At 68.1% G+C, this 26,819-nt stretch carries 27 protein-coding genes; 10 read left to right on the forward strand and 17 right to left on the reverse strand.

Translation table 11 applies throughout. The features are described from left to right. Window positions 1-174: 174 nt before the first annotated feature. The 3 genes from K1T73_RS15625 to K1T73_RS15635 are packed head-to-tail and all read right to left on the reverse strand — an operon-like array spanning window position 175 to window position 2,254. Window positions 175-972, reverse strand: coding sequence for a metal ABC transporter permease (locus K1T73_RS15625; RefSeq protein WP_220603777.1), 798 nt, complete (start codon window positions 970-972; stop codon window positions 175-177). Then, complete coding sequence (locus K1T73_RS15630) at window positions 972-1,739, reverse strand: metal ABC transporter ATP-binding protein (RefSeq protein ID WP_220601591.1); 768 nt, start codon at window positions 1,737-1,739, stop codon at window positions 972-974. The genes K1T73_RS15625 and K1T73_RS15630 overlap by 1 nt, the downstream gene beginning before the upstream one ends. Continuing rightward, on the reverse strand, window positions 1,736-2,254 hold the full coding sequence (locus K1T73_RS15635; RefSeq protein ID WP_220601592.1) for a Fur family transcriptional regulator: 519 nt from the start codon (window positions 2,252-2,254) through the stop codon (window positions 1,736-1,738). Before K1T73_RS15635 ends, K1T73_RS15630 begins: the two co-directional genes overlap by 4 nt. 56 nt (window positions 2,255-2,310) lie before the next feature. Here K1T73_RS15635 and K1T73_RS15640 point away from each other — a divergent pair, with 56 nt between their 5' ends. The 3 genes from K1T73_RS15640 to K1T73_RS15650 are packed head-to-tail and all read left to right on the forward strand — an operon-like array spanning window position 2,311 to window position 4,770. After that, window positions 2,311-3,252 (forward strand): zinc ABC transporter substrate-binding protein, encoded by a 942-nt coding sequence (locus tag K1T73_RS15640; protein ID WP_259400305.1) that lies wholly within the window; start codon window positions 2,311-2,313, stop codon window positions 3,250-3,252. Then, window positions 3,236-3,904, forward strand: a complete 669-nt coding sequence (locus tag K1T73_RS15645; protein WP_220601594.1) for a DUF1007 family protein — start codon at window positions 3,236-3,238, stop codon at window positions 3,902-3,904. Before K1T73_RS15640 ends, K1T73_RS15645 begins: the two co-directional genes overlap by 17 nt. After that, a complete protein-coding gene (locus tag K1T73_RS15650; protein WP_259400306.1) occupies window positions 3,895-4,770 on the forward strand; it encodes a nickel/cobalt transporter in 876 nt (291 codons plus the stop codon). Before K1T73_RS15645 ends, K1T73_RS15650 begins: the two co-directional genes overlap by 10 nt. Window positions 4,771-4,783: 13 nt before the next feature. Here K1T73_RS15650 and K1T73_RS15655 read toward each other — a convergent pair whose 3' ends face one another. The 9 genes from K1T73_RS15655 to K1T73_RS15695 form a co-directional block, all read right to left on the reverse strand. Further along, the gene (locus tag K1T73_RS15655) at window positions 4,784-5,743 is read right to left on the reverse strand and encodes a GlxA family transcriptional regulator (RefSeq protein WP_220601595.1); all 960 of its coding nucleotides are present in this window, start codon (window positions 5,741-5,743) and stop codon (window positions 4,784-4,786) included. Between the two features lie 43 nt (window positions 5,744-5,786). Then, window positions 5,787-6,683 (reverse strand): homocysteine S-methyltransferase family protein, encoded by an 897-nt coding sequence (locus K1T73_RS15660; RefSeq protein ID WP_220601596.1) that lies wholly within the window; start codon window positions 6,681-6,683, stop codon window positions 5,787-5,789. Between the two features lie 212 nt (window positions 6,684-6,895). Then, window positions 6,896-7,384: a LysE family translocator gene (locus K1T73_RS15665; protein WP_259400307.1), complete on the reverse strand. Its 489-nt coding sequence runs from the start codon at window positions 7,382-7,384 to the stop codon at window positions 6,896-6,898. Window positions 7,385-7,594: 210 nt separating this feature from the next. Further along, window positions 7,595-10,039, reverse strand: a complete 2,445-nt coding sequence (locus K1T73_RS15670; protein ID WP_220601597.1) for an FAD-dependent oxidoreductase — start codon at window positions 10,037-10,039, stop codon at window positions 7,595-7,597. A gap of 114 nt (window positions 10,040-10,153) precedes the next feature. Then, window positions 10,154-10,780, reverse strand: a complete 627-nt coding sequence (locus K1T73_RS15675) for a LysE family translocator (protein WP_259400308.1) — start codon at window positions 10,778-10,780, stop codon at window positions 10,154-10,156. Beyond that, window positions 10,777-11,151, reverse strand: a complete 375-nt coding sequence (locus tag K1T73_RS15680; protein ID WP_220601598.1) for a GFA family protein — start codon at window positions 11,149-11,151, stop codon at window positions 10,777-10,779. Before K1T73_RS15680 ends, K1T73_RS15675 begins: the two co-directional genes overlap by 4 nt. Beyond that, window positions 11,148-11,528: a GFA family protein gene (locus K1T73_RS15685; protein WP_220601599.1), complete on the reverse strand. Its 381-nt coding sequence runs from the start codon at window positions 11,526-11,528 to the stop codon at window positions 11,148-11,150. Before K1T73_RS15685 ends, K1T73_RS15680 begins: the two co-directional genes overlap by 4 nt. Before the next feature lies 1 nt (window position 11,529). After that, window positions 11,530-12,105 (reverse strand): helix-turn-helix domain-containing protein, encoded by a 576-nt coding sequence (locus K1T73_RS15690; protein ID WP_220601600.1) that lies wholly within the window; start codon window positions 12,103-12,105, stop codon window positions 11,530-11,532. 450 nt (window positions 12,106-12,555) lie between these two features. Further along, a complete protein-coding gene (locus tag K1T73_RS15695; protein WP_220601601.1) occupies window positions 12,556-13,728 on the reverse strand; it encodes an acetyl-CoA C-acyltransferase in 1,173 nt (390 codons plus the stop codon). Window positions 13,729-13,826: 98 nt separating this feature from the next. Between K1T73_RS15695 and K1T73_RS15700 the strand changes: the two genes are divergently transcribed. From K1T73_RS15700 to K1T73_RS15720, 5 genes are all read left to right on the forward strand, one after another. Beyond that, window positions 13,827-14,165: an STAS domain-containing protein gene (locus K1T73_RS15700; RefSeq protein WP_220601602.1), complete on the forward strand. Its 339-nt coding sequence runs from the start codon at window positions 13,827-13,829 to the stop codon at window positions 14,163-14,165. 47 nt (window positions 14,166-14,212) lie between these two features. Then, entirely contained in the window at window positions 14,213-14,659 is a 447-nt protein-coding gene (locus K1T73_RS15705; protein WP_259400309.1) for an ATP-binding protein, read from the forward strand. Window positions 14,660-14,782: 123 nt separating this feature from the next. Continuing rightward, on the forward strand, window positions 14,783-16,585 hold the full coding sequence (locus K1T73_RS15710; RefSeq protein WP_220601604.1) for an ABC transporter ATP-binding protein: 1,803 nt from the start codon (window positions 14,783-14,785) through the stop codon (window positions 16,583-16,585). Continuing rightward, entirely contained in the window at window positions 16,582-17,433 is an 852-nt protein-coding gene (locus K1T73_RS15715; RefSeq protein ID WP_220601605.1) for an EamA family transporter, read from the forward strand. The genes K1T73_RS15710 and K1T73_RS15715 overlap by 4 nt, the downstream gene beginning before the upstream one ends. Before the next feature lie 174 nt (window positions 17,434-17,607). Further along, window positions 17,608-19,005, forward strand: coding sequence for an aspartate aminotransferase family protein (locus tag K1T73_RS15720; protein ID WP_220603780.1), 1,398 nt, complete (start codon window positions 17,608-17,610; stop codon window positions 19,003-19,005). A 122-nt stretch (window positions 19,006-19,127) separates the two neighbouring features. On the opposite strand, the gene K1T73_RS15725 is transcribed toward K1T73_RS15720, so the two are convergent. Continuing rightward, a complete protein-coding gene (locus tag K1T73_RS15725; protein ID WP_220601606.1) occupies window positions 19,128-19,262 on the reverse strand; it encodes an aa3-type cytochrome c oxidase subunit IV in 135 nt (44 codons plus the stop codon). A 335-nt stretch (window positions 19,263-19,597) separates the two neighbouring features. Here K1T73_RS15725 and K1T73_RS15730 point away from each other — a divergent pair, with 335 nt between their 5' ends. Further along, the gene (locus K1T73_RS15730) at window positions 19,598-21,172 is read left to right on the forward strand and encodes a gamma-glutamyltransferase family protein (protein ID WP_220601607.1); all 1,575 of its coding nucleotides are present in this window, start codon (window positions 19,598-19,600) and stop codon (window positions 21,170-21,172) included. Between the two features lie 35 nt (window positions 21,173-21,207). Here K1T73_RS15730 and hspQ read toward each other — a convergent pair whose 3' ends face one another. Next, window positions 21,208-21,534 carry a heat shock protein HspQ gene (gene hspQ / locus K1T73_RS15735; RefSeq protein WP_220601608.1) on the reverse strand — a complete coding sequence of 109 codons (327 nt, stop codon included), beginning with the start codon at window positions 21,532-21,534 and terminating at the stop codon, window positions 21,208-21,210. 221 nt (window positions 21,535-21,755) lie between these two features. Between hspQ and K1T73_RS15740 the strand changes: the two genes are divergently transcribed. Further along, window positions 21,756-22,340: a lytic transglycosylase gene (locus K1T73_RS15740; RefSeq protein ID WP_220601609.1), complete on the forward strand. Its 585-nt coding sequence runs from the start codon at window positions 21,756-21,758 to the stop codon at window positions 22,338-22,340. A 46-nt stretch (window positions 22,341-22,386) separates the two neighbouring features. On the opposite strand, the gene K1T73_RS15745 is transcribed toward K1T73_RS15740, so the two are convergent. From K1T73_RS15745 to K1T73_RS15755, 3 genes are all read right to left on the reverse strand, one after another. After that, a complete protein-coding gene (locus K1T73_RS15745) occupies window positions 22,387-22,995 on the reverse strand; it encodes an outer membrane lipoprotein carrier protein LolA (RefSeq protein ID WP_220601610.1) in 609 nt (202 codons plus the stop codon). A gap of 80 nt (window positions 22,996-23,075) precedes the next feature. Then, a complete protein-coding gene (locus K1T73_RS15750) occupies window positions 23,076-23,663 on the reverse strand; it encodes an exopolysaccharide biosynthesis protein (protein WP_220601611.1) in 588 nt (195 codons plus the stop codon). Window positions 23,664-23,722: 59 nt separating this feature from the next. Continuing rightward, window positions 23,723-26,731 carry a DNA translocase FtsK 4TM domain-containing protein gene (locus tag K1T73_RS15755; RefSeq protein WP_220601612.1) on the reverse strand — a complete coding sequence of 1,003 codons (3,009 nt, stop codon included), beginning with the start codon at window positions 26,729-26,731 and terminating at the stop codon, window positions 23,723-23,725. Between the last annotated feature and the right edge of the window lie 88 nt (window positions 26,732-26,819).

Consider the following 26,819-nt stretch of genomic DNA (forward strand, 5'->3'; position numbering starts at 1 on the left):
GAATCTCCCCAAAACACGTAAGAGAATTAAACAAGAAATTTCCGATATTTATCCTTATCAGCAGCATTAAAGAGTATTATGTTAACCTATTCCAAGCGGCAATTCAATGCCGACGCGAAAACTCACCGTTGACAAATGGGAAACGTCCTTCCGGTCGGCTCTAGAGGCGGGGCTTCAGCCCGCTTTCGCGCGGATCGCTCCCAGCCCGCCCAGCGCCGCGAAGAGAAGCGCGGCGACGCAGACGATCGACGGTCCCGCCGGCGTGTCGAGCACGTAGGCCGCGCGCAGCCCGGCCACCGCCGCCACGCTCCCGATGCCCGCCGCGACCACGGCCATGCCTTCGGGCGTGCGGCTCAGCGGCCGCGCGGCAGCGGCGGGGATGATGAGCAGCGCCGCGATGAGCAGCACCCCCACCACCTTGATCGCCACCGCCACCGTCACCGCCAGCGCGAGCGTCAGGACTAGTTGCTCGCGCTTCGGGTCGATCCCGCTCGCATGGGCCAGGTCCTCGTTCAGCGTCGCGGTCAGCAGCGCCGACCACCGCCAGCCCACGAGCCCCACGACCACCGCCGCCCCGATCCAGATCACGCCCAGATCCCCCCGCGACACCGCGAGGATATCGCCGAAGAGATAGGCCATCAGGTCGATCCGCACGCCCGAGAGGAACGACACCGCCACCAGCCCGAAGGCCAGCGCGGAATGCGCCAGCACGCCCAACAGCGTGTCCATGGCATAGCCCCGTCCGCTCAGCGCCCCCACCGTCAGCGCCATCATCAGCGCCATCACCATCGCCCCCGCGAACACCGAGATCGACAGCGCCAGCGACAGCGCGACACCGAGGATCGCGGCATGGGCGGTCGCATCCCCGAAATAGGCCATGCGCCGCCACACGACGAAACAGCCCAGCGGCGCCGCCGCCAGCGCCACGCCGATCCCGGCGAGCGTCGCGCGCATCATGAAATCGTCGAGGATCATTCCGCCATCTCCCTGCGCTCCGCCGGCCCGCCGTGATCGTGGGCGCATCCCGCGCCGTCGTGATGGTGATCGTGGTCATGGCGGTAAAGCGCCAGCGCCCCCATCGTCCCCGACCCGAAGAGCGCGCGGTATTCCGGCGCCGAGGCCACCACCTCGGGCGCCCCCTCGCAACAGACATGCCCGTTGAGGCAGATCACGCGGTCCGACGCGCTCATGACGACGTGAAGCTCGTGGCTGATCATCAGCACAGCACAGCCCGTCTCGGCCCGCACCGCTTCGATCTGGTGGTAGAACGCGGCCGATCCCGGCTGGTCGAGACCCTGTGTCGCCTCGTCCAGAAGCAGAAGGTCCGGCTCCCCGATCAGGGCCCGTGCCAGCAGAACGCGCTGGAACTGCCCGCCGGACAGCCGCGCCATCTGTGCGCCGCCCAGGTCCGGCACCCCGGCCCGCGCCAACGCCCGCGCCGTCACGTCCGCGCCCGCCTTGCGCGGCAGGGACAGGAACCGCGCCACCGTCATCGGCAGCGTCGGATCGACATGCAGGCGCTGCGGAACATAACCCAGCCGAAGCCCCTCGCGCCGGATCACGCGCCCGCCCGCGGGCCGCACCGCACCAATGATCGCGCGCAGAAGGCTCGTCTTGCCCGATCCGTTCGGGCCGACGATCGTCACGATCTCACCCGGCTCGATACCGAGCGAGACGCGGTCGAGCACCGTCCGCGCACCGTATCGCAGGCTCAGGTTCTCGGCCTCGATCAGGCTCACGCGCCCGCCTCCCCGCCGGCACAGGCCGGGCACACCCCCTCGGCCTCGACCACGGTGCGCTCGATGCGGAACCCCGTCGCGCGCGCCACCTCGCCCAGACGTCCGCGCGCGGGTGCCGAGGGCGCTTCGGCCACGCTGTCGCACAGGCGGCAGATCATGAAGGCCGGGGCGTGCGCCGTCTCGGGATGCGCGCAGGCGATGAACGCGTTGAGCCGTTCGATCCGGTGCGCGAACCCGTGCGCCACGAGGAAGTCGAGCGCGCGATACGCCACGGGGGGTTGCGAGCCGAACCCCGCCTCGCGCAGCCGGTCGAGGATCGCGTAAGCCCCGAGCGCGCGATGCCCCTGCAACAGGATCTCCAGCACCTTGCGCCGCACCGGCGTGAGCTTCAGATCCTCGCGCGCGCACCGCGCCTCCGCGGCGCCGAGCCCCCGCGCCACGCAACCGGCATGATCATGCCGGGCGAAGCCCAGCGCGCTCTCCGCCGGTACCTTTTCCTGCAACCCTCTTGCCATGATCCGCGGCACCCCCTAGAACAACTGTAATGTTATAAGATCACATGAGACCGCCCTTGTCCATCCGCCACCTCGCCCTCGCTTTCAGCCTCGCGCTCTGCGGTCCCGCCCTGGCCGACGCGCCCCGCGTCGTGGCCGACATCGCCCCTGTCCATTCCCTCGTCGCCCGCGTGATGGAGGGGGCAGGCTCCCCCGGTCTCATCGTGCAGCCGGGAGCGAGCCCGCATGAATACGCGCTGCGCCCGTCCGAGGCGGCGGCGGTCCAGGACGCCGATCTCGTTTTCTGGATCGGCCCCGAACTCACGCCCTGGCTTTCCGGCGCGCTCGACACGCTGGCACCGGGCGCCGACGTCACCGCGCTTCTCGAGGCCGAGGGCACCACGCAACTTCCGCTCCGCGAGGCCGCGCTTTTCGATGCGCATGACCCGCATCACGACCACGATGAGGCACACGACCACGACGACTCCCACGGCGATCACGCCCATGGCGATACCGACCCCCACGCATGGCTCGCCCCGGCCAACGCCGCGCATTGGCTCGACGTGATCGCCGCGCGCCTGTCCGAGGCCGACCCCGAGAACGCCGACCTCTACCGCGCCAACGCCGCCACCGCCCGCGACGATCTCGACACGCTCACGGCCGAGGTCACGGCGACACTCGCCCCCCATCGCGGGGCCCGTTTCGTGGTCTTCCACGACGCCTATCGCCATTTCGAACACGCGTTCGACCTTCCCGCCTCGGGCGCGATCACGCTTGGCGACGCCACGGCCCCAAGCCCCGCGCGGCTTGCCGAGATCCGCGAACGCATCGCCGGCGAAGGCATCACCTGCGTCCTGGCCGAGCCGCAATTCAATCCCGGCCTCGTCGCGACGGTCGTCGACGGCACCGAAGCGCGCATGGGCGTGATCGACCCGCTCGGCGCCGATCTCGAGCCCGGCCCCGCACTCTATCCCCAGCTCATCCGCAACATGGCCTCGACCCTTGCCGACTGTCTCTGATCTCCGTCCCGCGCGCCTTGCCCTCGCCGCACTCGCGATCGTCTCGGCGGAGACGGCACAGGCGCATCCGCATGTGTTCGTCGACGCGCGCGCGGCGTTTCTCGTCACCGATGAGGGGCAGCTTCACGCGCTCCGCATCTCGTGGACCTACGACGCCTTCACCACCCTGCGCCTCTTCGAGACACTCGATCTCGACCGCGATGGCGACGGGGCGCTCGACGACGCCGACCGCGCGGCCATCGTCGCGGGCGAAACCGATTGGCCACCCGAATACAAGGGCGACACCTGGCTCGAACTCGGCGGTGCGCCCCGCCCGCTCACCCGGCCCGAGAACGCCAGCGCCCTGATGGAGGACGAGCGGATCACCGTCACCTTCGACCTCCCGCTCGAAACTCCCGCCGACCTTGCCGGGCTCGAGGCGATCCTGCGCCTCTACGACCCGATCTTCTATTACGCCTACACGATCCACCCGGCCGCGGGCCTCGCGCCGGACCTGCCCGGGACCTGCACGACGCGGATCGTGCCCTTCGAGCCGGACGAGACCACCTTCGCGCTCAAGGAAAAACTTTCCGCCCTTTCGCGCGAGGAAACTCCCGAGGACGAGAACGTGGGCCGCCTCTTCACCGACGAGTTGCATCTCTCATGCCGATGAGGCTCATCCTCACCCTTCTCGCGCTCGGCGCGGGCGCGGCGCTCGCCTGGGCGATGCTGCCCTGGACCGAGATCCGCCACTGGATCACCACCGAGCAACGCGCGTTCCAGGACGTCATGGCGCGCGCGCTCCACGGTATCCGCGCGGGCGAGCCGCTGGCCCTCTGGACGCTGTGCCTCTCGACCGCCGCCTATGGTTTCGTGCATGCGATGGGGCCGGGCCACGGCAAGATCCTGCTGGGCGGCGCGGCGCTGGCCAGCCGCGCGAGCCTGCTGCGGCTCGCGGTCCTCACGCTGCTCTCCTCGCTGGCGCAGGCGGGCACCGCCATCCTCCTCGTCGGCGGCCTCGCCTTCGCGTTTCGCCTCGGCTCGGACGGGCTCGAGACGCTGGCCGAGCGCTGGCTCGCCCCGGCAAGCTACCTCGCCATCGCAGCGATCGGGGGCGTGCTCGTCTGGCGCGGGCTGCGCGGTCTCGCCGTGGCCCGCGGCACGGCACCTGATCCCTGCTGCGGCCACGCCCACGGTCCCTCGGCGCAGGAGGCCGCGACGCTTGCCTCCACACGCGACGCACTGGCCCTCATCGCCAGCATCGCGATCCGGCCCTGCACCGGTGCGCTTTTCGTCCTGGTGATCGCGGCGCGGTTCGATGCGTTCTGGGCGGGGGCGCTGTCGGTCGTGACGATGGGGCTCGGCACGGCCGCCTTCAACCTTGCCGTGGCGGGCTCGGGCGTGGCGGCCCGCCGCCTTGCACGGCTCGGCGCGGGTGGCGGTCGCGCGGTGCCCGCCCTCTCGGCGTCGCTCCACATCACCGGCGGCCTGCTCATCGCGGCACTCAGCCTCGCGCTCCTCCTGCCCTACCTCTCCTGAGCGCCGGGCCCCTTCACCGTGCCGTCGTCACCCCCCGCGCCCTGCGCCGCGCGGCCTGCGGCGTCAGGCCGAATTCCGCGCGATAGCGCGGCGTGAACCCGCTCGAGAACCCGCAGGCCAGCGCGATTTCCGAGATCGGCATCGACGTGTTGAGCAGCAGGTTGTTCGCCCGGTTGAGCCGCAGCGCACGGTAATACTCCGCCGGCCGCGCCCGCAGCCGCGCGGCAAAGCGCCGCTCCAGCGACCGGGCCGAGACCCCCACCAGCCGCACGATCTCGGCGATGGGCAGCGGTTCCTCGATATTGGCCTGCATCAGCTCCACCGCCCGGTCGAGCTCCGCGTCGCCGGTCAGCGGGCTGCGCCGCGTGCCGAAGGGCTGCAACGTGCCGAGGTCGCGCACGCGGTCATGCAGCAGGATGTCGGTCACTGTCGCCACCGTCGCCGCCGGGATATGACGCGCCATCAGCGTCAGCACCATGTCCACCGTGCTGCCCATCCCGGCGCTCGTGATGATCTGCCCCCGCTCCGTGGCCAGCGCCTGCGCCCCCTCGCCAAGCTCCATCCGTTCGGCCAGAAGCGCGCGGTTCTCCCAATGCGTCGTCAGGCCCGTGTCGCCACGCTCCTCGATGAACCGCGCCGCCGCCTCCGCAAGAAGGATGACCTTGGTGCCGCGCGCCACATAGGCGTCGATCACCCGCCCCATCGACAGGTCCGGATGCGCCGGGTCCGAATTGCCCAGGACGAAGACATACTCCGCCTCGGGCCGCGCGGCGAAGGGCAGCGTCTCGACCACCGCGTCCGACAGGCAGGCGACCGGCCCGCCCCGTCTCGAGAAGGATCGCCACGCGAAGGCCGGGCGCAGCATCACGCGGTTGGCAAGCCTCAGCTGGTCCACGACGCCCGCGTATTCCGTGAGGACGAACCCCTCGGTCAGCAGCAGGTCGAAACGGATGATGTCGCGCGGGTCGCTCATGCGGCGCACCTTGCCACGGCGCGCGGCGCCGCGCCATTCCCGCTCACACGATCTCGTGTCCCGCCGCGCGCAACCGCCGGGCAAGCTCGGCGATATGCGCGGGCCCCACCTCGCAGCAGCCGCCGACGATGCGCGCCCCGGCCTCGACCCAGCCCATCGCGAACTCCGCATAGGCCGCGGGGTCCAGGTCGCTGCGCGCCTCGAGCGCGTCCACCGTCGGGCGCTCGGTCAGGAACGCCTCGTCGATCCGCGTGAACCCGTTGGCATAGGCGCCGAAGGGCAGGCCGAACTCCGCGAGGATCGGAAGCCCCGCCGCCACCGCCTCCGGCCGCGAGCAGTTGATCAGGACCGCCTCCACCTCGAAGCGCTCCAGAAGCGGCGCGATCTCGCCCAGTCCCTCGCCCGAGCGCAGCCGCGTCCCGTCCTCGTCCTCGACCGTGAGCGCCAGCCACACCGGCACACCCTGCCCCGTCGCGGCCATGAGCGCGCCCTCGGCCTGCGCGACCGACGACATCGTCTCGATCAGCAGAAGGTCCACCTCGTCGCGCATCAGCGCCACGACTTCCGCGTATCGCGCGGCGGCCTCGTCGGGTGCGGGCACGAGGTCGGGCCGGTAGGAGGCGACGAGCGGCCCCAGCGATCCGGCCACCCGGCCCCTGCCATGCGCCGCCCGCGCCCGTCGCGCGGCCATCACGGCGGTGCGCAACAGCTCCTCCAGACGGTCCCCGATCCCCTCGCGGTCAAGCCGGTCGGGCAGCACGCAATAGGTGTTCGTCGTGGCGACCGTCGCGCCCGCCGCGAAATAGTCGAGATGCACCTCGCCCACCATCTTCGGATGCTCGATCATCACCTTCGTGGACCAGAGCGGCGTCGCGCGCTCGCCCGCCCGCGTGACCAGTTCCTGCCCGATCGCACCATCCAGAAGCGTCACCTGCGCCATGTCATTCTCTCCGTCCTGTTTCCGCGAAAGATAGCGCGGGCAGGCCATCGCGCCACCACGCCCGGCGGGTCTCTCCGCTACCGCGCCGCCTCGCGCATGTCCTTCAGCCCCAGGAGGATCGCCGCCCCGATCATCAGCGCGCCCGACACCCGGTTGAGCCACACGCCCGACAGCGCCCGGATCCGCCCCAGCGTTCTCCGGGCAAGCCAGCCCTAGGCGATCAGGATCGCCCCGTCGACCACGAGATACGTGCCCCCGAGGATAAGGAGCTGCGGCCAGATCGGCGCGGCGGGGTCGATGAACTGCGGAAAAAGCGCCGCGAAGAAGACGACGGCATAGGGGTTGGCCGAGGACGTGACGAAGCCCTGCCGGAAAAGGGCGCCGCGCGCGGCCGCACCGGGCGCGTCGGCCCCGCCCCGCGCCCGCATCAGCCGCAGGCCGATCCAGACGAGATAGGCCACGCCAGCCCATTTCACCAACGCCAGCGCATCCGCGTTGGCCGCGATCACGGCGGTCAGGCCGAACCCCGCCAGCGTCATCTGCACCGCGTTCGCGCCAAGATCGCCCGCCACCGTCGCCAGCGACCGCCGCAACCCGTGCCGCAGGCTGTTCGAGATTATCAGGAGCTGGCTCGTATCGGGCGGCGTCGCGAAGAACGCGGCGACGACACCAAGATACAGCAGATAGGTCTCTATCGTCATCGCGCCCCTCCTCCAGATCCCCCCGTCTACCCGCCCCGGGCCTGACCCGGAGCCTCTCCGATCCAACGCCCCGCCCCGGTCTCGACCCGCCGCCTCACCCAACCCGGTTCTACCCGCCCCGGGCCTGACCCGGGGCCCCGCCGATCCAGCGCACCCGCCCCGGGCTCGACCCGGGGCCTCAACTTCCGCACGGCCCGGCGGGTGCCGGCCTCACGCCCGCAACCGCTCGTTCTCCGGATCCCACATCGCGCCGTCGCCCTGCACCACCGCCGGACACCGCTCGCCATAGATCTCGACCTCGAGCTCGGTGCCCGGCTCCGCCAGGTCGGCCCGGACCATGCCCAGCGCCACCGAATGACCGACGCGGTAGCCCCAGGCCCCGCTCGTCGTCTCGCCGACGATATCACCGTCGTGCCAAAGCGTCGACATGTAGGGCGCGTCCGCCTCGCCCGCGTCCACCTTCAGCGCGACGAAGGCTTTCTTCCGTCCCCGCTGCTTCTCGGCCAGAAGCGCGGGCTTGCCGGGGAAGTCCTGCGGCTTGTCGAACTTCACGAACCGCTCGAGCCCTCCCTCGAGCATCGTGTAATCGGTCGAAAGGTCCCCCTTCCACGCGCGATATCCCTTCTCGATCCTCAGGGCGTTGAGCGCATACATCCCGAAGGGCTTGGCCCCCGCGTCGAGGATCGCGTCGTAGATCGCGGGCATGTCCTCGTTCGCGGCATGGACCTCCCAGCCCAGTTCGCCCGTGAAACTCACGCGGATGAGGAACGCGTCGCGCCCGGCCACCTTGCAATGCTGATGGCTCAGCCACGGCAGCGACAGGTCCGCATCCGTGAGCGGCCCCAGAACCTCGCGGCTTTTCGGCCCCGCGACAAGCAGCGCATCGCGCTCCCGCGTGGTCTCGCGCACCTCGACCCCCTCCGGCACCGATCGGCGGACAAGCTCGCCGTCATGCCATTGCGCCGTGGCGGCGGTGATCAGCACGAAACTGTCCTCCTCGAGCCGGATGCACGAGAACTCGGTCACGATCCGCCCCCGGTCATCGGCCACGTAGACAAGGTTCATCCGCCCCACCTTCGGCAGCCCGCCGGTGACGAAACCGCGCAGCCACTCGTCCGCGCCCGCGCCCTTCACCCAGAGCCGCGTGAACCCCGGCAGATCGAGCACGCCGCAGGCATCGCGCACCGCCTCGCATTCCTCGCGGATGCGCGGCTCCCACGGGCCGGCGCGGCCCCAGGTCTGCGTCGCTTCCTCGCTCGTGTCGTCACCGGGCTTGGCGAACCAGTTCGCGCGCTCCCAGCCGTTATAGGCTCCCATCACGCCGCCCAGTTCCTTCACCCGGTCATGCACCGGGCTGAGCTTGCGGTCGCGCCCGGCGGGCCATTCGTGATGCGGAAAATGCATGGCGTATTCGTGGCCATAGACCTCCATGCCCTTTTCGACACAGTAGTCGTGATCGGTATAATCGGTGTAGCGCCTCGGATCGCAGGACCACATGTCCCATTCCGGCGCGCCGTCCACGACCCACTCGGCCAGGACCTTGCCCGCGCCGCCGCCCTGCGCGATCCCGAAGGTGAAGACGCAGGCCTCGAAGGCGTTCTCCACTCCCGGCATCGGCCCGACAAGCGGCAGGCCATCGGGTGCGTAGGGGATCGGCCCGTTGATCACCTTGCTGATCCCCGCCTCGCCCAGAAGCGGCACGCGCGCCATGGCGTCGGTGACGATCTCCTCGATCCGGTCGAGATCCTCCTGCCAGAGCTGGAAGCTGAAATCCTCGGGCATCGGATCGCTCTCATCGACCCAATGCGCCCGGCAATTCGGCTCGTAGGGGCCCAGGTTGAAGCCATGCTTCTCCTGCCGCAGGTAATAGGACACATCCACGTCCCGCAGAAGCGGCAGCTTGGCACCCTCGCGCTTCGACCACGCCTCGATCTCGGGGATCTCCTCGCTCAGGAGGTATTGGTGGCTCATCACCATCATCGGCACCGTGCGCCCGCCGAAGGGCTTGAACCATTCGCCCACGCGCTGCGCGTAGTAGCCGGCGGCATTGACCACGTAGTCGCAGGCGACATCGCCCTTTTCGGTGTGGACGATCCACCCCTCGCCGTCGCGGCTCACCCCGGTGGCGGGACAGAAGCGCACCACGCGCGCGCCCATGTCCCGCGCGCCCTTGGCCAGCGCCTGGGTCACCTGCGCGGGATCGATATCGCCATCGTTCGGGTCAAAGAGCGCGCCCTCGAGGTCATGCGTCTCGATGAACGGATACCGTTCCTTTATCTCCTCGGGGCGCAGGATCTCCATCCCCATCCCCTGGTAGACGCCCATCCCCTTCGCGCGCTCGAATTCCTGCATCCGCTCCCGGCTGTGCGCAAGTCGCAGCGAGCCGGTCTGGTGATAGTTCATCGGGTAATCGACCTCCTCGCCCAGCCGCGCATAAAGCTCGGTCGAATACCGCTGCATGTTCATGATCGACCACGAGGTCGAGAAGGTCGGCACGTTGCCCGCCGCGTGCCATGTCGACCCGGCGGTCAGTTCGTTCTTCTCCAGCAGGACGCAGTCGGTCCACCCCTTCTTCGCCAGGTGATAAAGCGACGAGGCCCCGACGACCCCGCCCCCGATGATCACCACCTTCGCCTTTTTCGGCAGATCAGCCATGTCGTTCACTCCTTGTCATCCGGACGCGCACCCGCGCCCTTCTTCTTGCTCCAAATATCCCGGGGGAGGCCGCGGAACCGCCCCGCGGTTTCGCGGTCGGGGGCAGAGCCCCCGTCACTCCCACACCAGCCGTGCGGCAAGCCCTGCGAACATCACCGCCGCCACCCGGTTGAGCATCCCCGCCCGCGCCCGCAGCACATGCGCGAAGGCTCCCGCCGCCGCCCCCAGCGTCAGCGAAAAGGCAAGGCCCACCCCCATGAAGATCGCCCCCAACACCGCGATCTGCGCCCAGATCGGCGCCGCGCCGGGATCGGTGAATTGCGGGATGAAGGCGAATATGAAAAGCGCGGTCTTGGGGTTCAGCACGTTGGTCACGAACCCCCGTCTCACCGCCCGCCAGCCCGAGCGCGCCGCGCGCCGCTCGTCCTGCGCCCCCCGCGTCCGCCACGCCTGGACCGCCAGCCACAGAAGATAGGCCGCCCCCGCATAGCGGATCGCGTCATAGGCCACCGGCCACGCCATCAGGAGCGCCGACACACCCGCGGCCGCCATCGCCACATGCAGGGCGATGCCGAGGTTGATCCCCACGGCCGCGGCCATCCCCACGCGCGGCCCGCCCGCGATGCCGCTGGCCGAGACGAAGACGAAATCCGCCCCCGGCGTGAGGTTCAGCAGAAGCCCCGCGCCGATGAACGCCACCAGCAAGCCTGGATCGAACCCGGTGATCACGTCCCAGATCACGACTGCGCCTCCTGCGGCACCCCGTCGGCGATCTCGTAGTAATCGCCCTTGTCCGCGACGAAGATATGTTTCTCCAGGCGAAGCCCGGTCGGCCCGTCCACCGCGCCCAGCGCGACGCTCACATGGTCCTCGTCATGGGCCTCCCAGAAAAGGAAAGACCCGCAGCGCGGGCAGAATCCCCGCCGCGCGCCCTCGCTCGCCGCATACCACTTGACCGGGCCGTCGATGCGCAGCGCCTCGCGCGGCACCTGCGCCGACGCCCAGACATGCCCCGACTGCTTGCGGCACTGACCACAATGACAGGCCGATGCGCCCTCGGGCGTGGCCTCGGTCTCGAACGTGACGTCACCGCAAAGACACGTGCCCCTCATGGCTCTCCCCTTTCCTCGACGGCACCATCGCCGATCTCGTAATAGTCGCCCTTCGCCTCGATCCAGACATGCCGCCCCAGCCGCAGCCCCGTCGGTCCCTCGAGCGACCCCAGCGCCACCCGGACGCCATCCCCGGCGTCGTCGCGCCAGAACAGCGTCGATCCGCAGTCTCCGCAGAACCCGCGTGCCGCCGTCTCGCTTGCCCGGTACCACCGCAACCCCGCGTCGCGCTCGAATACCACCGCGTCCTTGCGCGCGCGTCCGGCGGCAAAGACATGTCCCGACTGCTTGCGGCACTGCCGGCAGTGACAGGCCAGCGGATCGTCGAGCGGGCCGGTCTCGAACCGCACCGCCCCGCAAAGGCACGAGCCCTTCACCCTAGTAGGTCGGCGGTGCGATCACCCAGATCGCCACCGCCGCCTCGTCATAGGGATTGACCCATTCATGCGCCTCGCCCCGGATGCGGAAACTGTCGCCGGGCCCCACGGTGAAGGTCCGCCCCTCGATCCACAGGTCGAGCCGGCCGGAGATCATGAACCCGACCTCTTGCGTATCCCGACGGATCACCTCGCCCGCGCGGCTGCGCGGGGCGAAGGTGGAATGCACCATCTCGAAATCGTCGGTCAGGTCCGGGCTCAGAAGCTCCTCGATCAACCCGCCCTCGCCCGAGCCCAGCCGCCGGCGGGCCCCCCGGCGCACCACGTAGCCGGCTTCCTCCGCCGGCGCGGCCGCGTGCCCGAACAGCATCGAGATCGGCACGTCGAGCGCCGCCGCGATGTGGCGCAGGTCGCCCACCGAGGGGGCCGACATGTCGCGCTCAACCTGGCTCAGCCATCCGACCGAACGCCCGAGCCGTTCCGCCAGCCAGCTCAGGGTGATCCCCCGCGACTTGCGCAGCGCGCGCAGATCGGCGCCGAGACTGCGCGCATCCGGAAGGTCGGGATGTTGCGTCATGGGCGATGAACCTCCGGCCGGAACGGCGGCCACGCAGCCATCCGCGCGCGCCCCCGTGAAATTTTGATATCTTTTTTCACGCTGCCCCAGCCGCATGAAATTTTCAATCGAAATTTCACGGAACGCACCGCGCGCCGCGTTAACCCGCCCCGTCACGCGAAACCGCACCGACGTGATACCGACGTGGATACCGACATGGATACCGACGTTCCGACACGGTGGCCTCACACCCCGTTAACCATGCCCTCGTCACACAAGGAAAAGGCCGGTCACCTTCGGCGATGACCGGCCTCGAGAAGGCGAAGCCGAAAAAGAATATCTTTCCGTGTCAGCTGCTTGCAGGCTCTTCTCCTGCTTCAGGTATCCCGGGAGAGCCGTGGAAGCCCCCGGGCTTTCGCGGCCGGGGGCGGCGCCTCCGGAGCCACGTCCCCCACCCGCGACCGGCCCGAATCAGACGCGCTCGATCGCGATGGCCGTCCCCTCTCCGCCCCCGATGCAGATGGCCGCGATCCCGCGCCGCAGGTCCCTTTTTTCCAAGGCGTTGAGCAGCGTCACCATGATCCGCGCGCCGCTCGCCCCGATGGGATGGCCCAGGGCGCAGGCGCCGCCGTTCACGTTGACGATGTCACGCGGCAGGCCCATCTCGTGCATGAAGGCCATGGGCACGACGGCGAACGCCTCGTTAACCTCCCAGAGGTCCACATCGCCTATGCTCCACCCGATTCGGTCGAGAAGCTTGCGCGCCGCGGGCACCGGCGCGGTGGTGAACCAGCCCGGCGCCTGCGCGTGGCTCGCATGTCCGACGATTCGCGCGCGTGCCGCCACTCCCTCGGCCTCCGCCGCCTCCCGCGACGCGAGGAAAAGCGCCGCGGCCCCGTCGCTGATCGAGCTCGAGTTGGCCGCCGTCACCGTGCCGCCCTCGCGGAACGCGGGCTTGAGTTGCGGTATCTTGTCGGGCCGCGCCTTGCCGGGCTGCTCGTCCTCGGCGATGACCGTCTCGCCGCCGCGCCCGCGCACCGTGACCGGCGTGATCTCGTCCGCGAAGGCGCCGGACTTCTGCGCCGCGAGCGCCCCCTCGAGCGAGCCGATCGCATAGGCGTCCTGCGCCTCGCGGGTGAACTGGTAATGCTCCGCGCAATCCTCCGCGAAGGTGCCCATGAGGCGCCCCTTGTCATAGGCGTCCTCCAGCCCGTCGAGGAACATGTGGTCGATCACCTGCCCATGCCCGATCCGCGCGCCGCCGCGCATCTTGGGCAGCAGGTAGGGCGCGTTCGTCATGCTCTCCATCCCGCCCGCGATCATGGCCTCCGCATGGCCCAGCGCGATGCGGTCGAAGCCCATCATCGCCGCCTTCATTCCCGAACCGCACATCTTGTTGAGCGTCGTCGCCGGGACATCCTCGCCGAGCCCCGCCTTGAACCCCGCCTGCCGCGCGGGCGCCTGGCCCTGGCCGGCCGGAAGCACGCAGCCCATCAGCACCTCGTCGGGGGTGAGCGCCCCCGCACCGTCCATCGCCGCACGGATCGCGGCCCCGCCGAGGGTCGGCGCATCCAGGCCGTTGAAATCCCCCTGGAATCCGCCCATCGGCGTGCGGGCCGCCCCGACGATCATCACTTCATTCATGGTCGCATCCTCCTGAAAATCTCCCCCGTGATCACCGAATGGTAACGTTTGGGGTCTAGCGTCATGCCCGAACCTACTCCAGATCAGGCAGACCTATCATGAAGCTCAGCAGCAGTCCCGCCAACGGGGCCACCCTCATCACCGTGAACGCGGACCGTATCGACGCCAGCGCCGCGATCCAGTTCCGCGACTCCCTGCGCGAGGCGACCGCGACAGGCACGGGCGATGTCATCCTCGATCTATCGCAGGTGACTTTCGTGGACTCAAGCGGATTGGGTGCCATCGTGGGGGCGATGAAACAGCTCGACCCGGTCCGCCGGATGCATCTCGCCGGTCTCACGCCCGATGTCGACAAGGTCTTTCGCCTGACCCGCATGGACACCGTGTTCACGATCCATCCCAACGCCGCCCATGCAATCCGCCGCGCCGCCGGCTGATGCCGTTTCCGGCCCCGAATTCGCGATCCCGCGCCGGAGACCTCGACGTGACTGACACATGGTCCGAAAACGGCTTCGAATGTGCATTCGACGCCACCCACAAGGCGGTGCGCAGCGCGCTCTCCGATATCCGCGCCTGGACCTGGGCGCGCGGTTTTCCCGATGCCGCCTGCGGCACGGTCGAGCTTGTGCTGGCCGAAGCGCTCAACAACATCGTCGAACATGCCTGCGCCGACATACCCGGCGCGCGGATCACCGTGAAGGCCACGCTCTTCAGGCACGCCATGCTGCTCACCGTCACCGATCCGGGCCGGCACTATCCCGATCACGTCCTGCCCGAGGGGGAGCCGCCGGTGCCCGACGTGCCGCGCAAGGATCTTCCCGAGGGAGGGTTCGGATGGTTCCTGATCCGCCAACTCACGCGCTCGCTCATCTACCGGCGCGAGCCGGGCGGCAATCACCTGTCGATGATGTTCGACATTACCGAGCGATGAACGCAGCGCGCGCTTCGCCCCGGCCGTCGCGCCGCGACCCCGCGCCGCCGCCCTTTCCGCGTGACCTCCGCCCCCCGACACGCTAAAGCGGGCCGCGACAGGAGCGCCAAGGATCCCGCCGCCATGACCGAACCGCCCCGCCCCAAGCGCGGCCCGCTCTATTCGCCGCAGGACCGCGACAACCTGCGCTGGTTCTGGCGGACCTACCTGCGCAAGCATACCGGGCGGCTCCTGATGGTGCTGGGCATGATCCTCGTGCAGGGTGTCGTCTATCAGCAATTCCTCTCGATGACCGAGAACGGTCTGCGCGTCATATTCGACAACGGCGCGCTGCATGAACTGGCCCTCGTCTGCCTCGCGGTCTTCTTCCTCTTCGCGGTGCGCGGGCTCATGTCGTATCTCGTTCCGCTCGTCACGGTGCGCGTCTCGAACCAGGCGATCTACGAGATGCGCCAGGATCTCCTCACGCATATCATGTCGCTCGACCTTGCCTATTTCGAACGCACGAAATCGGGCGAGATCATCCTGCGCCTCGTGTCGCACACCCAGACACTGGGCAACTTCATCGGCCTCGGCATCGCGAACGCGGTGCGTGACGCGGTCACGGTCATCATCGTTTCGGGCTACCTGATCTACAAGAACCCGATCCTCTTCGCCACCGCCGTGGTCGTCCTCCCCTTCATCATCTGGGTCATGAACTACGTCTCCGACCGCGTGAAAGAGGCGCAGGGGCAGGCCGAAACCGCCGTCGCCAACTACATGAACGGCATCGAGGAGACGGTCGCCGGCATGCGCACCGTCAAGATCGCGCGCCAGGAGAAGATGGAGGCAGAGCGCCTGCTGAAGGGCACCGCCTCCATCCGCGACCTGCTCAATCGCGTGCAGATCACGCAGGCGCTCGTGATGCCCTCGATCGACCTCTCGTCGGCCTTCGTCTACGTGCTGGTGATCGGCGGCGGCGGCTACATGGTCCTTTCGCCGCAATTCGACGTGGACGGCGCGGGCATCATCACCTTCCTGCTGGGCATGGTCATGGTCTTCGACCCTGCCCGCCTCCTCGCGCAGTTCTTCGGCGGGCTACAGTCCAATCTCGTGCTCCTCGACCGGGTCCGCGGCCTCTTCCGTGAGACGCCCACCATATCCGACAAGCCGGGCGCGACCGCCGATTTCGACACCGGCGCCGACATCGTACTGCATGACGTCACCTTCTCCTACGATCCCGAGCAGCCGCTTTTCGACGGGCTCGACATGACCTTCGAGGGTGGCAAGGTCTCGGCCATCGTCGGCGCCACGGGCTCGGGCAAGACGACGATCCTGTCGCTGCTCACGCGGCTCTACGACGTGCAGGGCGGACGGATCACCTTCGGCGACACCGACATTTCCGATCTCCAGGTCGGGGCGCTGCGCGGCGCCTTCTCGGTGGTGGCGCAGGACATCGTGATCTTCAACGCCTCGATCTGGGACAACATCCGCTACGTCAAGCCCGAGGCCAGTGACGAGGAAGTCTGGCAGGCCGCCCGCGACGCCGAGATCGCGGAACTGATCGAGCGCCGGGGCGACACCCCCGTCGGCCCCAAGGGGGCGCAGCTTTCGGGCGGTCAGAAACAGCGTATCGCCATCGCTCGCGCCTTCCTGCGCGACGCACCGATCCTTCTGCTGGACGAGGCGACCTCGGCCCTCGACCAGGCCACCGAGGAGCGTATCAAGCGCGCGCTCGACCGCCTCACCAGCGGCAAGACGACCATCGTCGTCGCCCACCGGCTCAGCTCCATCTCGGATGCCGACCGCATCTTCGTGCTTGAGGGCGGCAAGCTGGTCGAAGACGGGCGCCATGACGAGCTTCTCGCGGAAAACGGCCTCTACGCCCAGCTCTACAAGGCCCAGAAACGCGGCTATGACGGCAAGGCGGTCAGGCCCGCGCCATGAGCACGACGGTCTTTCTCATCGTGCTGGGGGCGGCGCTGCTTCATGCCGGATGGAACGCGTTGCTGAAATCGGGCGGTGACAAGTTCGCCGCGATGACAGCGGTGTCGCTCGGACACGTCCCGCTCGCGTCGCTCGCAGCTTTGCTGCTGCCGCTGCCCGCCCCCGAAAGCTGGCCATGGCTGCTTGGCGGGCTGGCGCTCCACGTGGCCTACCAGACCACGCTCACCCTGGCCTATCGCGCGGGCGACCTGAGCCATGTCTATCCCATCGCGCGCGGCTCGGCCCCGCTCATCGTGGCGCTCGTGTCGGTCACCGCACTCGGCGTCCACCTGACCGGGATGGAGCTCATGGGCGTCGCCATCATCGGCACCGGCATCCTCAGCCTCGCGCTGGTGCGCAAGTCCGACGGGCGGCGCAACCCGCGGGCGGCCGCGCTCGCGCTGCTTACCGGGTGTTTCATCGCGGGCTACTCCCTGGTCGACGGTCTGGGCGCGCGGCTCTCGGGCTCGCCGGTCGCGTTCTTCGGCTGGCAGGCGATCGGCACCGCGCTCGTCTTCGCGGTGCTCATCAACACGCTTCGCCCCGGCACCGTGCGCGGCGCGCTCACCGTGCAGAAATGGCGCGGCCTCATCGGCGGCGCGGCATCCTTCGTGGCCTTCGCCATGGTGATGTGGGCCTTCACCCAGGCGCCCATCGCGCTCGTCACCGCCCTGCGCGAGACCTCCATCGTCTTCGCGCTGCTGATCGGCGTGATCTTCATGGGCGAACGGCTCGACCTCGCGAAACTGGTCTCGACCTTCACCGCCCTCGCCGGCGCCGCCCTCCTGCGTTTCGCGCGGCACATGTAGAGGCCGGCCGCAGGAACGGTCCCCCGCGCACAGGCATCTTTGCGCCGCACCGCAATCTGGTGATATATTTCGCGGCGATCTGGCCCTAACGTCCCGGCTGATTCTCGGGTCACACATGATTTGATCAAATCCCGCGCCGACGCGCGGCCCCTCGCCAATGGAGGCACTGCAATGATGGACGGCAATCTTCTGAACGACATCGGCAAGGTGGTCGAGTCCGACCGCGCCCATGTCTGGCATCACCTCATCCAGCACGCCGGCTGGACCGGCCCGGACGCCAAGGGCGATCCGCGCATCATCGTCGAGGGCAAGGGCATGCGCGTCTGGGACCAGCACGGCAAGGAGCATCTCGATGCCGTCTCGGGCGGTGTCTGGACCGTCAACGTGGGCTACGGGCGCGAACGTATCGCCAACGCGGTGCGCGACCAGCTCATCAAGCTGCCCTATTTCGCGGGCTCCGCCGGGTCGATCCCCGGCGCGATGTTCTCGGAAAAGCTCATCTCCAAGATGCCGGGCATGAGCCGGGTCTATTTCACAAACTCGGGCTCCGAGGCCAACGAGAAGGCGTTCAAGATGGTCCGCCAGATCGCGCACAAGCGCCACGGCGGGCGGAAGCACAAGATCCTTTACCGCGACCGCGATTACCACGGCTCCACCCTTGCCGCGATGTCGGCAGGCGGCCAGGACGAGCGCAACGCGCAATACGGCCCCTTCGCGCCGGGCTTCGTCAAGGTGCCGCATTGCATGGAATACCGCGCGCAATGGGATCTCTCGGGCGAGGAATATGGCCAGCGCGCCGCCGACGCCATCGAGGAAGTGATCCTTGCCGAAGGTCCCGACACCGTGGGCGCGCTCTGCCTCGAGCCGGTGACGGCGGGCGGCGGCGTCATTCCCGCGCCCGAGGGCTACTGGCCCCGCGTGCAGGGGATCTGCCGCAAGTATGACATCCTGCTGCATATCGACGAGGTCGTCTGCGGCGTGGGCCGCACGGGCACCGAATGGTTCGGCTACCAGCATTACGGGATCGAGCCCGATTTCGTGACCATGGCCAAGGGCGTCGCCTCGGGCTACGCCGCCATCGCCTGCTGCGTGACGAACGAGAAGGTGTTCGAGATGTTCTCGGACGACGCCGCCGATCCCATGAGCTATTTCCGCGACATCTCGACCTTCGGCGGCTGCACCGCCGGCCCCGCCGCCGCGCTCGAGAACATGGCCATCATCGAGGAGGAGGGCCTTCTTGAGAACACCACGGCGATGGGCGACTACATGATCGACCAGCTTCGCGCGCTTCAGGACAAGCACGCGGTCATCGGCGACGTGCGCGGCAAGGGGCTCTTCCTCGGCGCCGAACTCGTGGCCGACCGCAGCAGCAAGGAGCCGGTGAACGAGAAGCAGGCACAGGCCGTGGTGGCCGACTGCATGGCCCAGGGCGTGGTGATCGGCGTGACGAACCGCTCGATCCCCGGCTTCAACAACACGCTGTGCTACTCGCCCGCGCTCATCGCGACCCGTGACGACATCGACGAGATCGTCGCGGCCACCGACAAGGCCCTGAGCAAGGTCTTCGGCTGACAGGCGCGGCGCGCGTCACGATGAAAGGCCTGCCGGATCGACCCCGGCAGGCCTTTTCATTGAATGATTTCAGAAGGATGAAAACAGGCGCGTCACCAGGAAGGCGAAGCTGCCGGCCCCGGTCAGGCGTTGAAGATCGCCAGGAAGATCAGGATGGCAATCGTGAGAATCCCGAGGCGGACCGACCACTTGATGAAGCCCTCGAAGGTCTTTTCCTGAACCGTGATGTCCATCTCGCCGTGCTTGTGCTCAGCCATGTCTTGGGTCCCTCGATAGGTCGCGAAATCTCTCGGCGACTGGTTATCTCATTCAGGGCGGCCTGTCACGCCCAAAGGCGGGCGCAATTCGCCGCATCCCGCGTCGCGGCATCGACCACCCGGAATGCCCCGAAATTGCCGCCTTTATCTCGCAATAGGGTCAGGAATCGCCGACATATCTGGAGGCGTAGCTGCAAAGGCTTCCCTCGGCGTCGCGCGTAACAGCCCCCACCCAGTGCGCGGCGCCGAGGTCTTGGCGTCCCCTTACATCCCGATTGGCAATCCGCCCCGCCCCGCATACTGTCGCGCAGAGCGACGACAGGAGGCACAGACCGATGCGCGATTTCCACCTTCCCGGCCGATCTCCGGTGCTTGCCACGAACGGCATGTGCGCGACCTCGCACCCGCTGGCGGCCCAAGCCGCGATTCGCGTGATGCAGGACGGCGGCAACGCCATGGATGCCGCGATTGCGGGCGCGATCCTCCTCGGGATGTGCGAGCCTCACATGACCGGGATCGGCGGCGACTGTTTCGTGCTCTGGTCGCGCCCCGGCGAGGGGGCATCGGCCTTCAACGGGTCGGGCACCACCCCCGCCGCGGCGAGCGCGGCCGCCCTGCGCGAACAGGGGCACGACACCGTGCCGCTCTCGACACCCGATGCGGTCACCATCCCCGGCGCGATCGAGGCGTTCTGCACGCTGAGCGAAACGCAGGGCAAGCTCGGGCTCGACCGGATTCTCGCGCCCGCCATCCACTACGCGGATGCCGGCGTCCCCGTGGCGCCGCGCGTGGCGCATGACTGGCCCGAGGCGGGCAAGGTGCTTCAGGGCCATGGCAGATCTCATTTCCTCAGGGACGGCCGCGCCCTCGTCACCGGCGACATCTTCCGCGCCCCCGGTCAGGCCGAGGTGCTGCGCCGCGTCGCGAAAGACGGCGCAAGCGCCTTCTACGAGGGCGAGGTTGCCGAGGACATGCTGACCGCCCTGCAGGCGATGAACGGCGTCCACACGGCCGCCGATTTCGCGGGCCAGAAGGGCTTCGCCACCGCGCCGGTGCGGGGCAGCTACAAGGGCACCGAGATCATCCAGCATCCGCCCAACGGGCAGGGCCCCACCGCGATCCTGATGCTCAACATCCTGTCGCATTTCGACCTCGCGGCGCTCGACCCCCTGGGGTCCGAACGGCTTCATCTCGAGGCCGAGGCGACGAAGCTGGCTTACGATGCGCGCAACCGCATCCTCGCTGACCCCGACCATACCGCGCGGCTCGAGTTCATGCTCGCCGACGAGACCGCCGCGAAACTGGCCGGGCTCATCGACCCGGCGCGCGTGATCGCCGCCGCGGCCCCGCTGACCGAGGCGGTGCATCGCGACACGGTCTACATCACCACGGTCGATGCCGACCGCATGGCGGTCTCGCTCATCTACTCGATCTTCCACGGTTTCGGCTCGGGCATCGCCTCCGAGAAGTTCGGCATCCTGATGCAGAACCGCGGCGCGGGCTTCACCCTCGAAGAGGGGCACCCGAACGAGATGGCCGGCGGCAAACGCCCCATGCACACGATCATCCCCGGCATGCTCGGCCGCGGGGGCGAGGTCACGATGCCCTTCGGCGTCATGGGCGGTGCCTATCAGCCCGCCGGACACGCCCGGTTCGCCACGAACCTCGTCGATTACGGAATGGACCCGCAACAGGCCATCGACGCGCCGCGCGCCTTCGCCGAGGACGGTCGGCTCAAGCTCGAGCGCGGCATCCCGGAGGCGACGGCCGGCGCGCTCGCGGACCTGGGCCATGACGTGTTCGTCGGCGCCAATCCCATCGGCGGCGCACAGGCGATCCTCATGCACGAGAACGGCGTGCTCGAAGGCGCGTCGGATCCCCGCAAGGACGGATGCGCCCTGGGGTACTGAGACGGGAATCGGGCTTTACGCCCGGCACCGCCCCCTCAGTTCAATTGGAAATGCAGCGGGTATTGGCCGTCTTCGAACGGACCGAAGAGATCGGGGATATCGGGATGCTCGACCGGCACGCCCGAGTAATCCGCGACGAGGTTCTGCTCGCTCACATAGGCGACGTAATAGCTCTGATCGTTCTCGGCCAGCAGATGATAGAACGGCTGATCCTTGACCGGGCGGCTTTCCTCGGGGATCGAGGCATACCATTCCTCGGTATTGGCGAACTCGGGATCGACATCGAAAACCACCCCGCGGAAGGGGTGTTTCTTGTGTCGGACCACCTGTCCGAGATTATATTTCGCGCGCGTCTTCAACATGCCAATGCAGCCCCTAAGCCGAGACTCTAGCGGGTTCAAGGGCGATTTGTCCAACCTCGAAGCCGCGTTTGCCGGGAAACAGTCTGTGAACCCTGCCATGACAGTTTGAAACGCGGGCGACAGGCGGGCGGTTCCGCGCGCGCCGGAAAATTCGCGATTCACAGGCGGGAGGGAATCCGCTAGACTCGGGTCAAAACAAAAAAACCGAAAGCGAGAGGCAGATGAGCAGATCCCTTCGCGCAATGGTGTTGTTGGCATTCGTCGCGGCCTGTGGCCGGGGCGGCGGCGTGGGTGAATCCCCCGACGGTCTCAACGATGCCTGCTCGATTCTCAGTCAACGACCGGGCTATCTCAGGGCGTTCCGCGCGACCGAGCGCAAATGGGGCGTGCCGGTGCATGTCCAGATGGCTACGATCTACCAGGAAAGCAAGTTCGACAGCGATGCGCGCACCCCGTTCCGCTACACGCTGGGCGTGATCCCCACGGGCCGGCAAAGCTCGGCCTTCGGCTACAGCCAGGCCCTCGACGGCACCTGGGAGGAGTACCTGGCCGATGCCGGGAGCCGGCGCGCGCGGCGCGACAACATCCGCGACGCGACCGATTTCATGGGTTGGTACATGAACGGCTCGCGCGAGCGTCTGGGCATCCCGCTCCATGACACGCGCAACCAGTATCTCGCCTACCACGAGGGGCGGACGGGCTTCTCGCGGGGCTCCTACAACGCGAAACCCTGGCTTGTCCGGGTCGCGGGCGAGCTCGAGGCGCGGGCCAACATGTATGAAAGACAGCTCCGCCGCTGCGGCTGAACCGGGTCGGAGAAGGCGGGCCACCTCCGGCCCGCCCCCTTGGCGTCTACCGTTCGATCGGCCGCAGGTCCTTGAGGCCGGGGATCACGAACTTGTCGTTGCCGAAATTCCCGCCGCGCTTCAGGTCGCCCAGGATAACGGTGGTCTTCGAGCCGTTCCCGTCATTGATCACCCATTGCCTGAGTTCCACCGGGTTGCCGGTAAAGACCAGCTCGATGTTGCCGTATTCCGGGTGCGCCGGGTCCTGCGCGGTCACGATGGTCTTGTTGCCCTCCTGCCGGTGGCCCGTCACCATCCGGGCGCGCGTGAGGTCCACGTTGCGCGCAAGTATGATCGAAAGCGGCGTCTGGTTGAGCGGGTAGCCCTGCGGCGGCTCGTTCGACTTCCCGTCGATGATCCCGACGGTCGAGCCGTCCGAGATCACCAGCGTCTTGTCGGGCGGCGCGTATTCGAACCGCACGCGCCCCGGCCGATTGAGCAGGATGCGCCCCTTCGCGATCGTGCCGTCATCGTTGATCTGCGTGAAATCCCCGCTCGCCGTGGTGATCCCGTTCAGGTACTGCGACAGTTGCGGTAGCGGCAGCTTCTGGGCCATGGCCGGCACCGAGGTCGCCAGCACGGCGGCGCAGACCGCCACCAGATGTCTCAATCTCATCGCAACGCTCCTTTCGTCGTGACGTGTTCTGCACCCGATATAGGGGCATCGACCGCTGTTATGCGATAGCAACCGGGCATTCACGCCGATATCAGCATGTTCCACGCGGTTATCAAGGCCACGCCCGCCGCGACGAGCCCGACCAGCATCAGCACGCCGTCCCGCGCCGTGAGCGCGAGGCCGATCACCGCGATGGCCAGCATCGGCACGATCGCGGCGAAGGGCACGAGTTCGAGGGGCGGAACGAGTATGCACAGCCCCACCACCGCAACCGCGGCCGCAATTCGCGCGGTCTTGCCGGTCAGGCTCTCGAGACGGCTACCCAGCCACTTGTCCATCCACCGGGCCACCGGACGCGCCTTGTCGGCGGACTTGCGCACCCGGTCATCGCTCACGGATCGCTCGCCGATCATGTCGGGAAGCCAGAAATGCGTGCGCCCGACGAGGATCTGCACCGCGATCAGGACGATGATCAGCGCGAAAAGCGTGGGAACCCCCGGAATACCGCCCAGCGGTGACACCACCACGAGCGCGGGCACGAAGATGAGCGGCCCGAAGCCGCGATGCCCGATCGCCTCGACCATGTCCCGGACCGAAACCTCGCCCTCGTCCCCTGCCAGGTCCTCGACCGCATCGACGAGGTCGGTTGCGTCGTTCTTGTCGCTCATGCGTGGTCCCCTTTCCTGGTGCCGGGAGGCCAACGCCCCCGGCTCGAAAAGGTTCTCGCTTACTGCTCCGGCACGAGGATCTCGCGCTTGCCAACGTGGTTTGCCGGGCTCACGAGGCCCTCGTCCTCCATCTGCTCCACGAGGCGCGCGGCCTTGTTGTAGCCGATGCCGAGCTTGCGCTGGATATAGGAGGTCGAGCATTTGCGATCCGTCAGGACGATCTGCACCGCCTCGTCGTATTGCGCGTCCTCGCCCGTCGTGTTTCCACCGAGGCCCAGAACCGCGTCGATATTCTCGGCCTTCTCGTCATCCGGCCCCTCGACGACGCCGCCCACGTAATCGGGCGGGCCATAGGCCTTGAGGTTGTTCACCACCTCCTCGACTTCCTCGTCGCTGACGAAAGGCCCGTGACAGCGGATGATCTTCGAGCCGCCCGCCATGTAAAGCATGTCGCCCATGCCCAAGAGCTGCTCGGCGCCCATCTCGCCCAGGATGGTGCGACTATCGATCTTGCTCGTCACCTGGAAGCTGATGCGCGTGGGGAAGTTGGCCTTGATGGTGCCGGTGATCACGTCGACCGAGGGCCGCTGTGTCGCCATGATGAGGTGGATGCCGCTCGCCCGCGCCATCTGCGCAAGGCGCTGGATACAGGCCTCGATCTCCTTGCCCGCGACCATCATCAGATCCGCCATCTCGTCCACGATCACGACGATATAGGGCATTTTCTCGGGCGCGAATTCCTCGGTCTCGAACACCGGCTCGCCGGTCTCGTCGTCGAAGCCGGTCTGCACGGTCCGGCTGAACATCTCCCCCTTGGCCTGCGCATCCGCGACCCGGCCGTTGTAGCCCGAGATGTTGCGAACGCCCATCTTGGACATCTTGCGATACCGGTCTTCCATCTCGGCCACGACCCATTTGAGGGCGACGACGGCCTTCTTGGGGTCGGTGACGACCGGGGACAGGAGGTGCGGAATCCCGTCATAGACGCTCAACTCGAGCATTTTCGGGTCGATCATGATCAGCCGGCACTCATCGGGCGTGAGCTTGTAGAGCAGGCTCAGGATCATCGTGTTGATCGCCACCGACTTGCCCGAGCCGGTGGTCCCCGCGATGAGAAGATGCGGCATCTTGGCCAGGTTCGCGACGATCGGGTCGCCGCCGATATCCTTGCCCAGCGCCAGCGGAAGCTGCTGGTTGCCATCGCCGAAATCGCGCGTGGCGAGGATCTCGCGCAGTACGACCATCTCGCGGTTGTCGTTGGGAAGCTCGATGCCGATCACGCTGCGCCCCGGCACGGTCGAAACCCGCGCCGAAAGCGCCGCCATGGACCGCGCGATGTCGTCGGCAAGGCCGATCACCCGGCTCGCCTTGAGGCCCGGAGCGGGCTCCAGTTCATACATCGTGACCACGGGACCGGGCCGCACGCTCACGATCTCGCCCTTCACACCGTAGTCGTCGAGCACCGATTCGAGCATCCGCGCGTTCTCCTCCAGCGCCTCGTCGCTCAGGTGGTGACGCTGGATCGTCTCGGGACTCGTCAAAAGATTGAGGGGCGGAAGCTCGTATTCCACCTGTGGCTTTTCCTCGAATTGCAGGCTGGGCTGCGCCTCGGCGGCGGCCTTGGCCGAGGGTTGCGGCGCCTTGCGCGGTGCGTGCTGCACGACTTTCCTGGGTTCGGCCACCGGGATCCGCGGGGAGGGGGCGGACTGCCACGCCGCGGGCGCGGCCTCGTCGATCAGTACGTCATCCTCGTCGGGATAGCTCACATCGGTCTGCATGGACGCGTCCGCCGCTTGCGGCATCCACGCGGCACCGGGCGCGAAGCTGGCCGCGCTGGCCGATAGCGGCGGTTCGGGCGGAAGCGGCGCGGCGGCTGCGGTCAGGGGCGGCTCGGGCGGCAGGTTGCGCACGCGCGGGATGCTCGTGTCGAGGACAAGCGGCACGGGCCCCCGCCCGCGGCCCTTGGTAAGCGGCGCAACGCTCTCGGCCTGCATGGCAGGGCTCTGCCGCACGCGGGTCTTGATCACGTCCGCGATCTTTGCGCGGATACGGTCCTCTCCCTGCGGGGCCGGGGCGGCCATCATGGTCGCTTCTTCACGCTCGGCCTCGGGTTCGGGATCGGCGCGGCGCATCAACGACGGCATCCGCGCCAGAAGGCCTCCTGCCTTCTGCGGCGGCGATGCCGTCTCCGCCTCCGGCCGGGTCGCCACCGGTCGCCGCACGGGCGCGGGCTCGGCGCGCGGTGTCACCCGTTCCTCGTATTGCGTCCCGCTTCCCCGGCTCAAGCGCGGCGCCACCACGGTCACGCGCGGCTCCGGGGGCATCTCGATGCGCGACTGCGCCGCCTCAACCCGGCGCGCCCGGCGTTCGGCCGCGCGCTCCGCGCCGGTGCGCGCCGCACGCATCGCGCCATCCGCTCCGCGGCCCGCCAGCGCGGCAAGCCACGAATAGGTCATGATGACCCCCACCACGAGGAACCGCAGAATGCGCTGCAACTCACGCCGCGAAAAGCCGAGGACGAAGGCTCCAAGCGCCACCGTCGCCAGCCCCAGCACGAGGGCAAGAAGTTTCAGCCCGACGCTTGCCGAAACCGGCAGGATGCCCAGAAGCGCACCCAGGACGGTATCCCCGAAGAGCCCGCCAAGGCCGAAGCTATGCGCCTCACCCCAGTCCACGCCGGGCGGCAGCGCCGCACAGTAGAGCGACAGCACGGCCAGCCAGATCGGCGCGAAAACCGCCCGCCCGGTCGCGCGCTCCTGCCCGCGATGCAGCACGAATCGCACGCCCCATACGCCGAGAAGTGCGGCGATGCCCCAGGCACCCCAGCCGATGATCATGAAGACCGCCGCCGACATCTTGGCCCCCAGCGCACCCAGCCAGTTCTGGACGGGCGCATCCACGGCCGAAAGCCAGCTCGGATCGTCCGGGCTGTAGCTCGCGAACATCGCCCAGACGAGCGCACCCAGTGCCAGAAGCACGAGACCCAGAAGCTCCTTGCCGCGCTTCTCGATCACCTCCGCCATGTTGCTGTCCAAGAGCGGATCGCGCCCGCGTGCCTGATATGCCATGTTGCCCTCGTCCTCGTTTATCCGCCGAACCGGGCTGACGGGGGTTGCCCGCTCATGCACCGTTTCGTCCATTGGGGCCGCGCGCGCG

Source organism: Roseovarius sp. SCSIO 43702 (assembly GCF_019599045.1).
GTDB lineage: Bacteria > Pseudomonadota > Alphaproteobacteria > Rhodobacterales > Rhodobacteraceae > Roseovarius.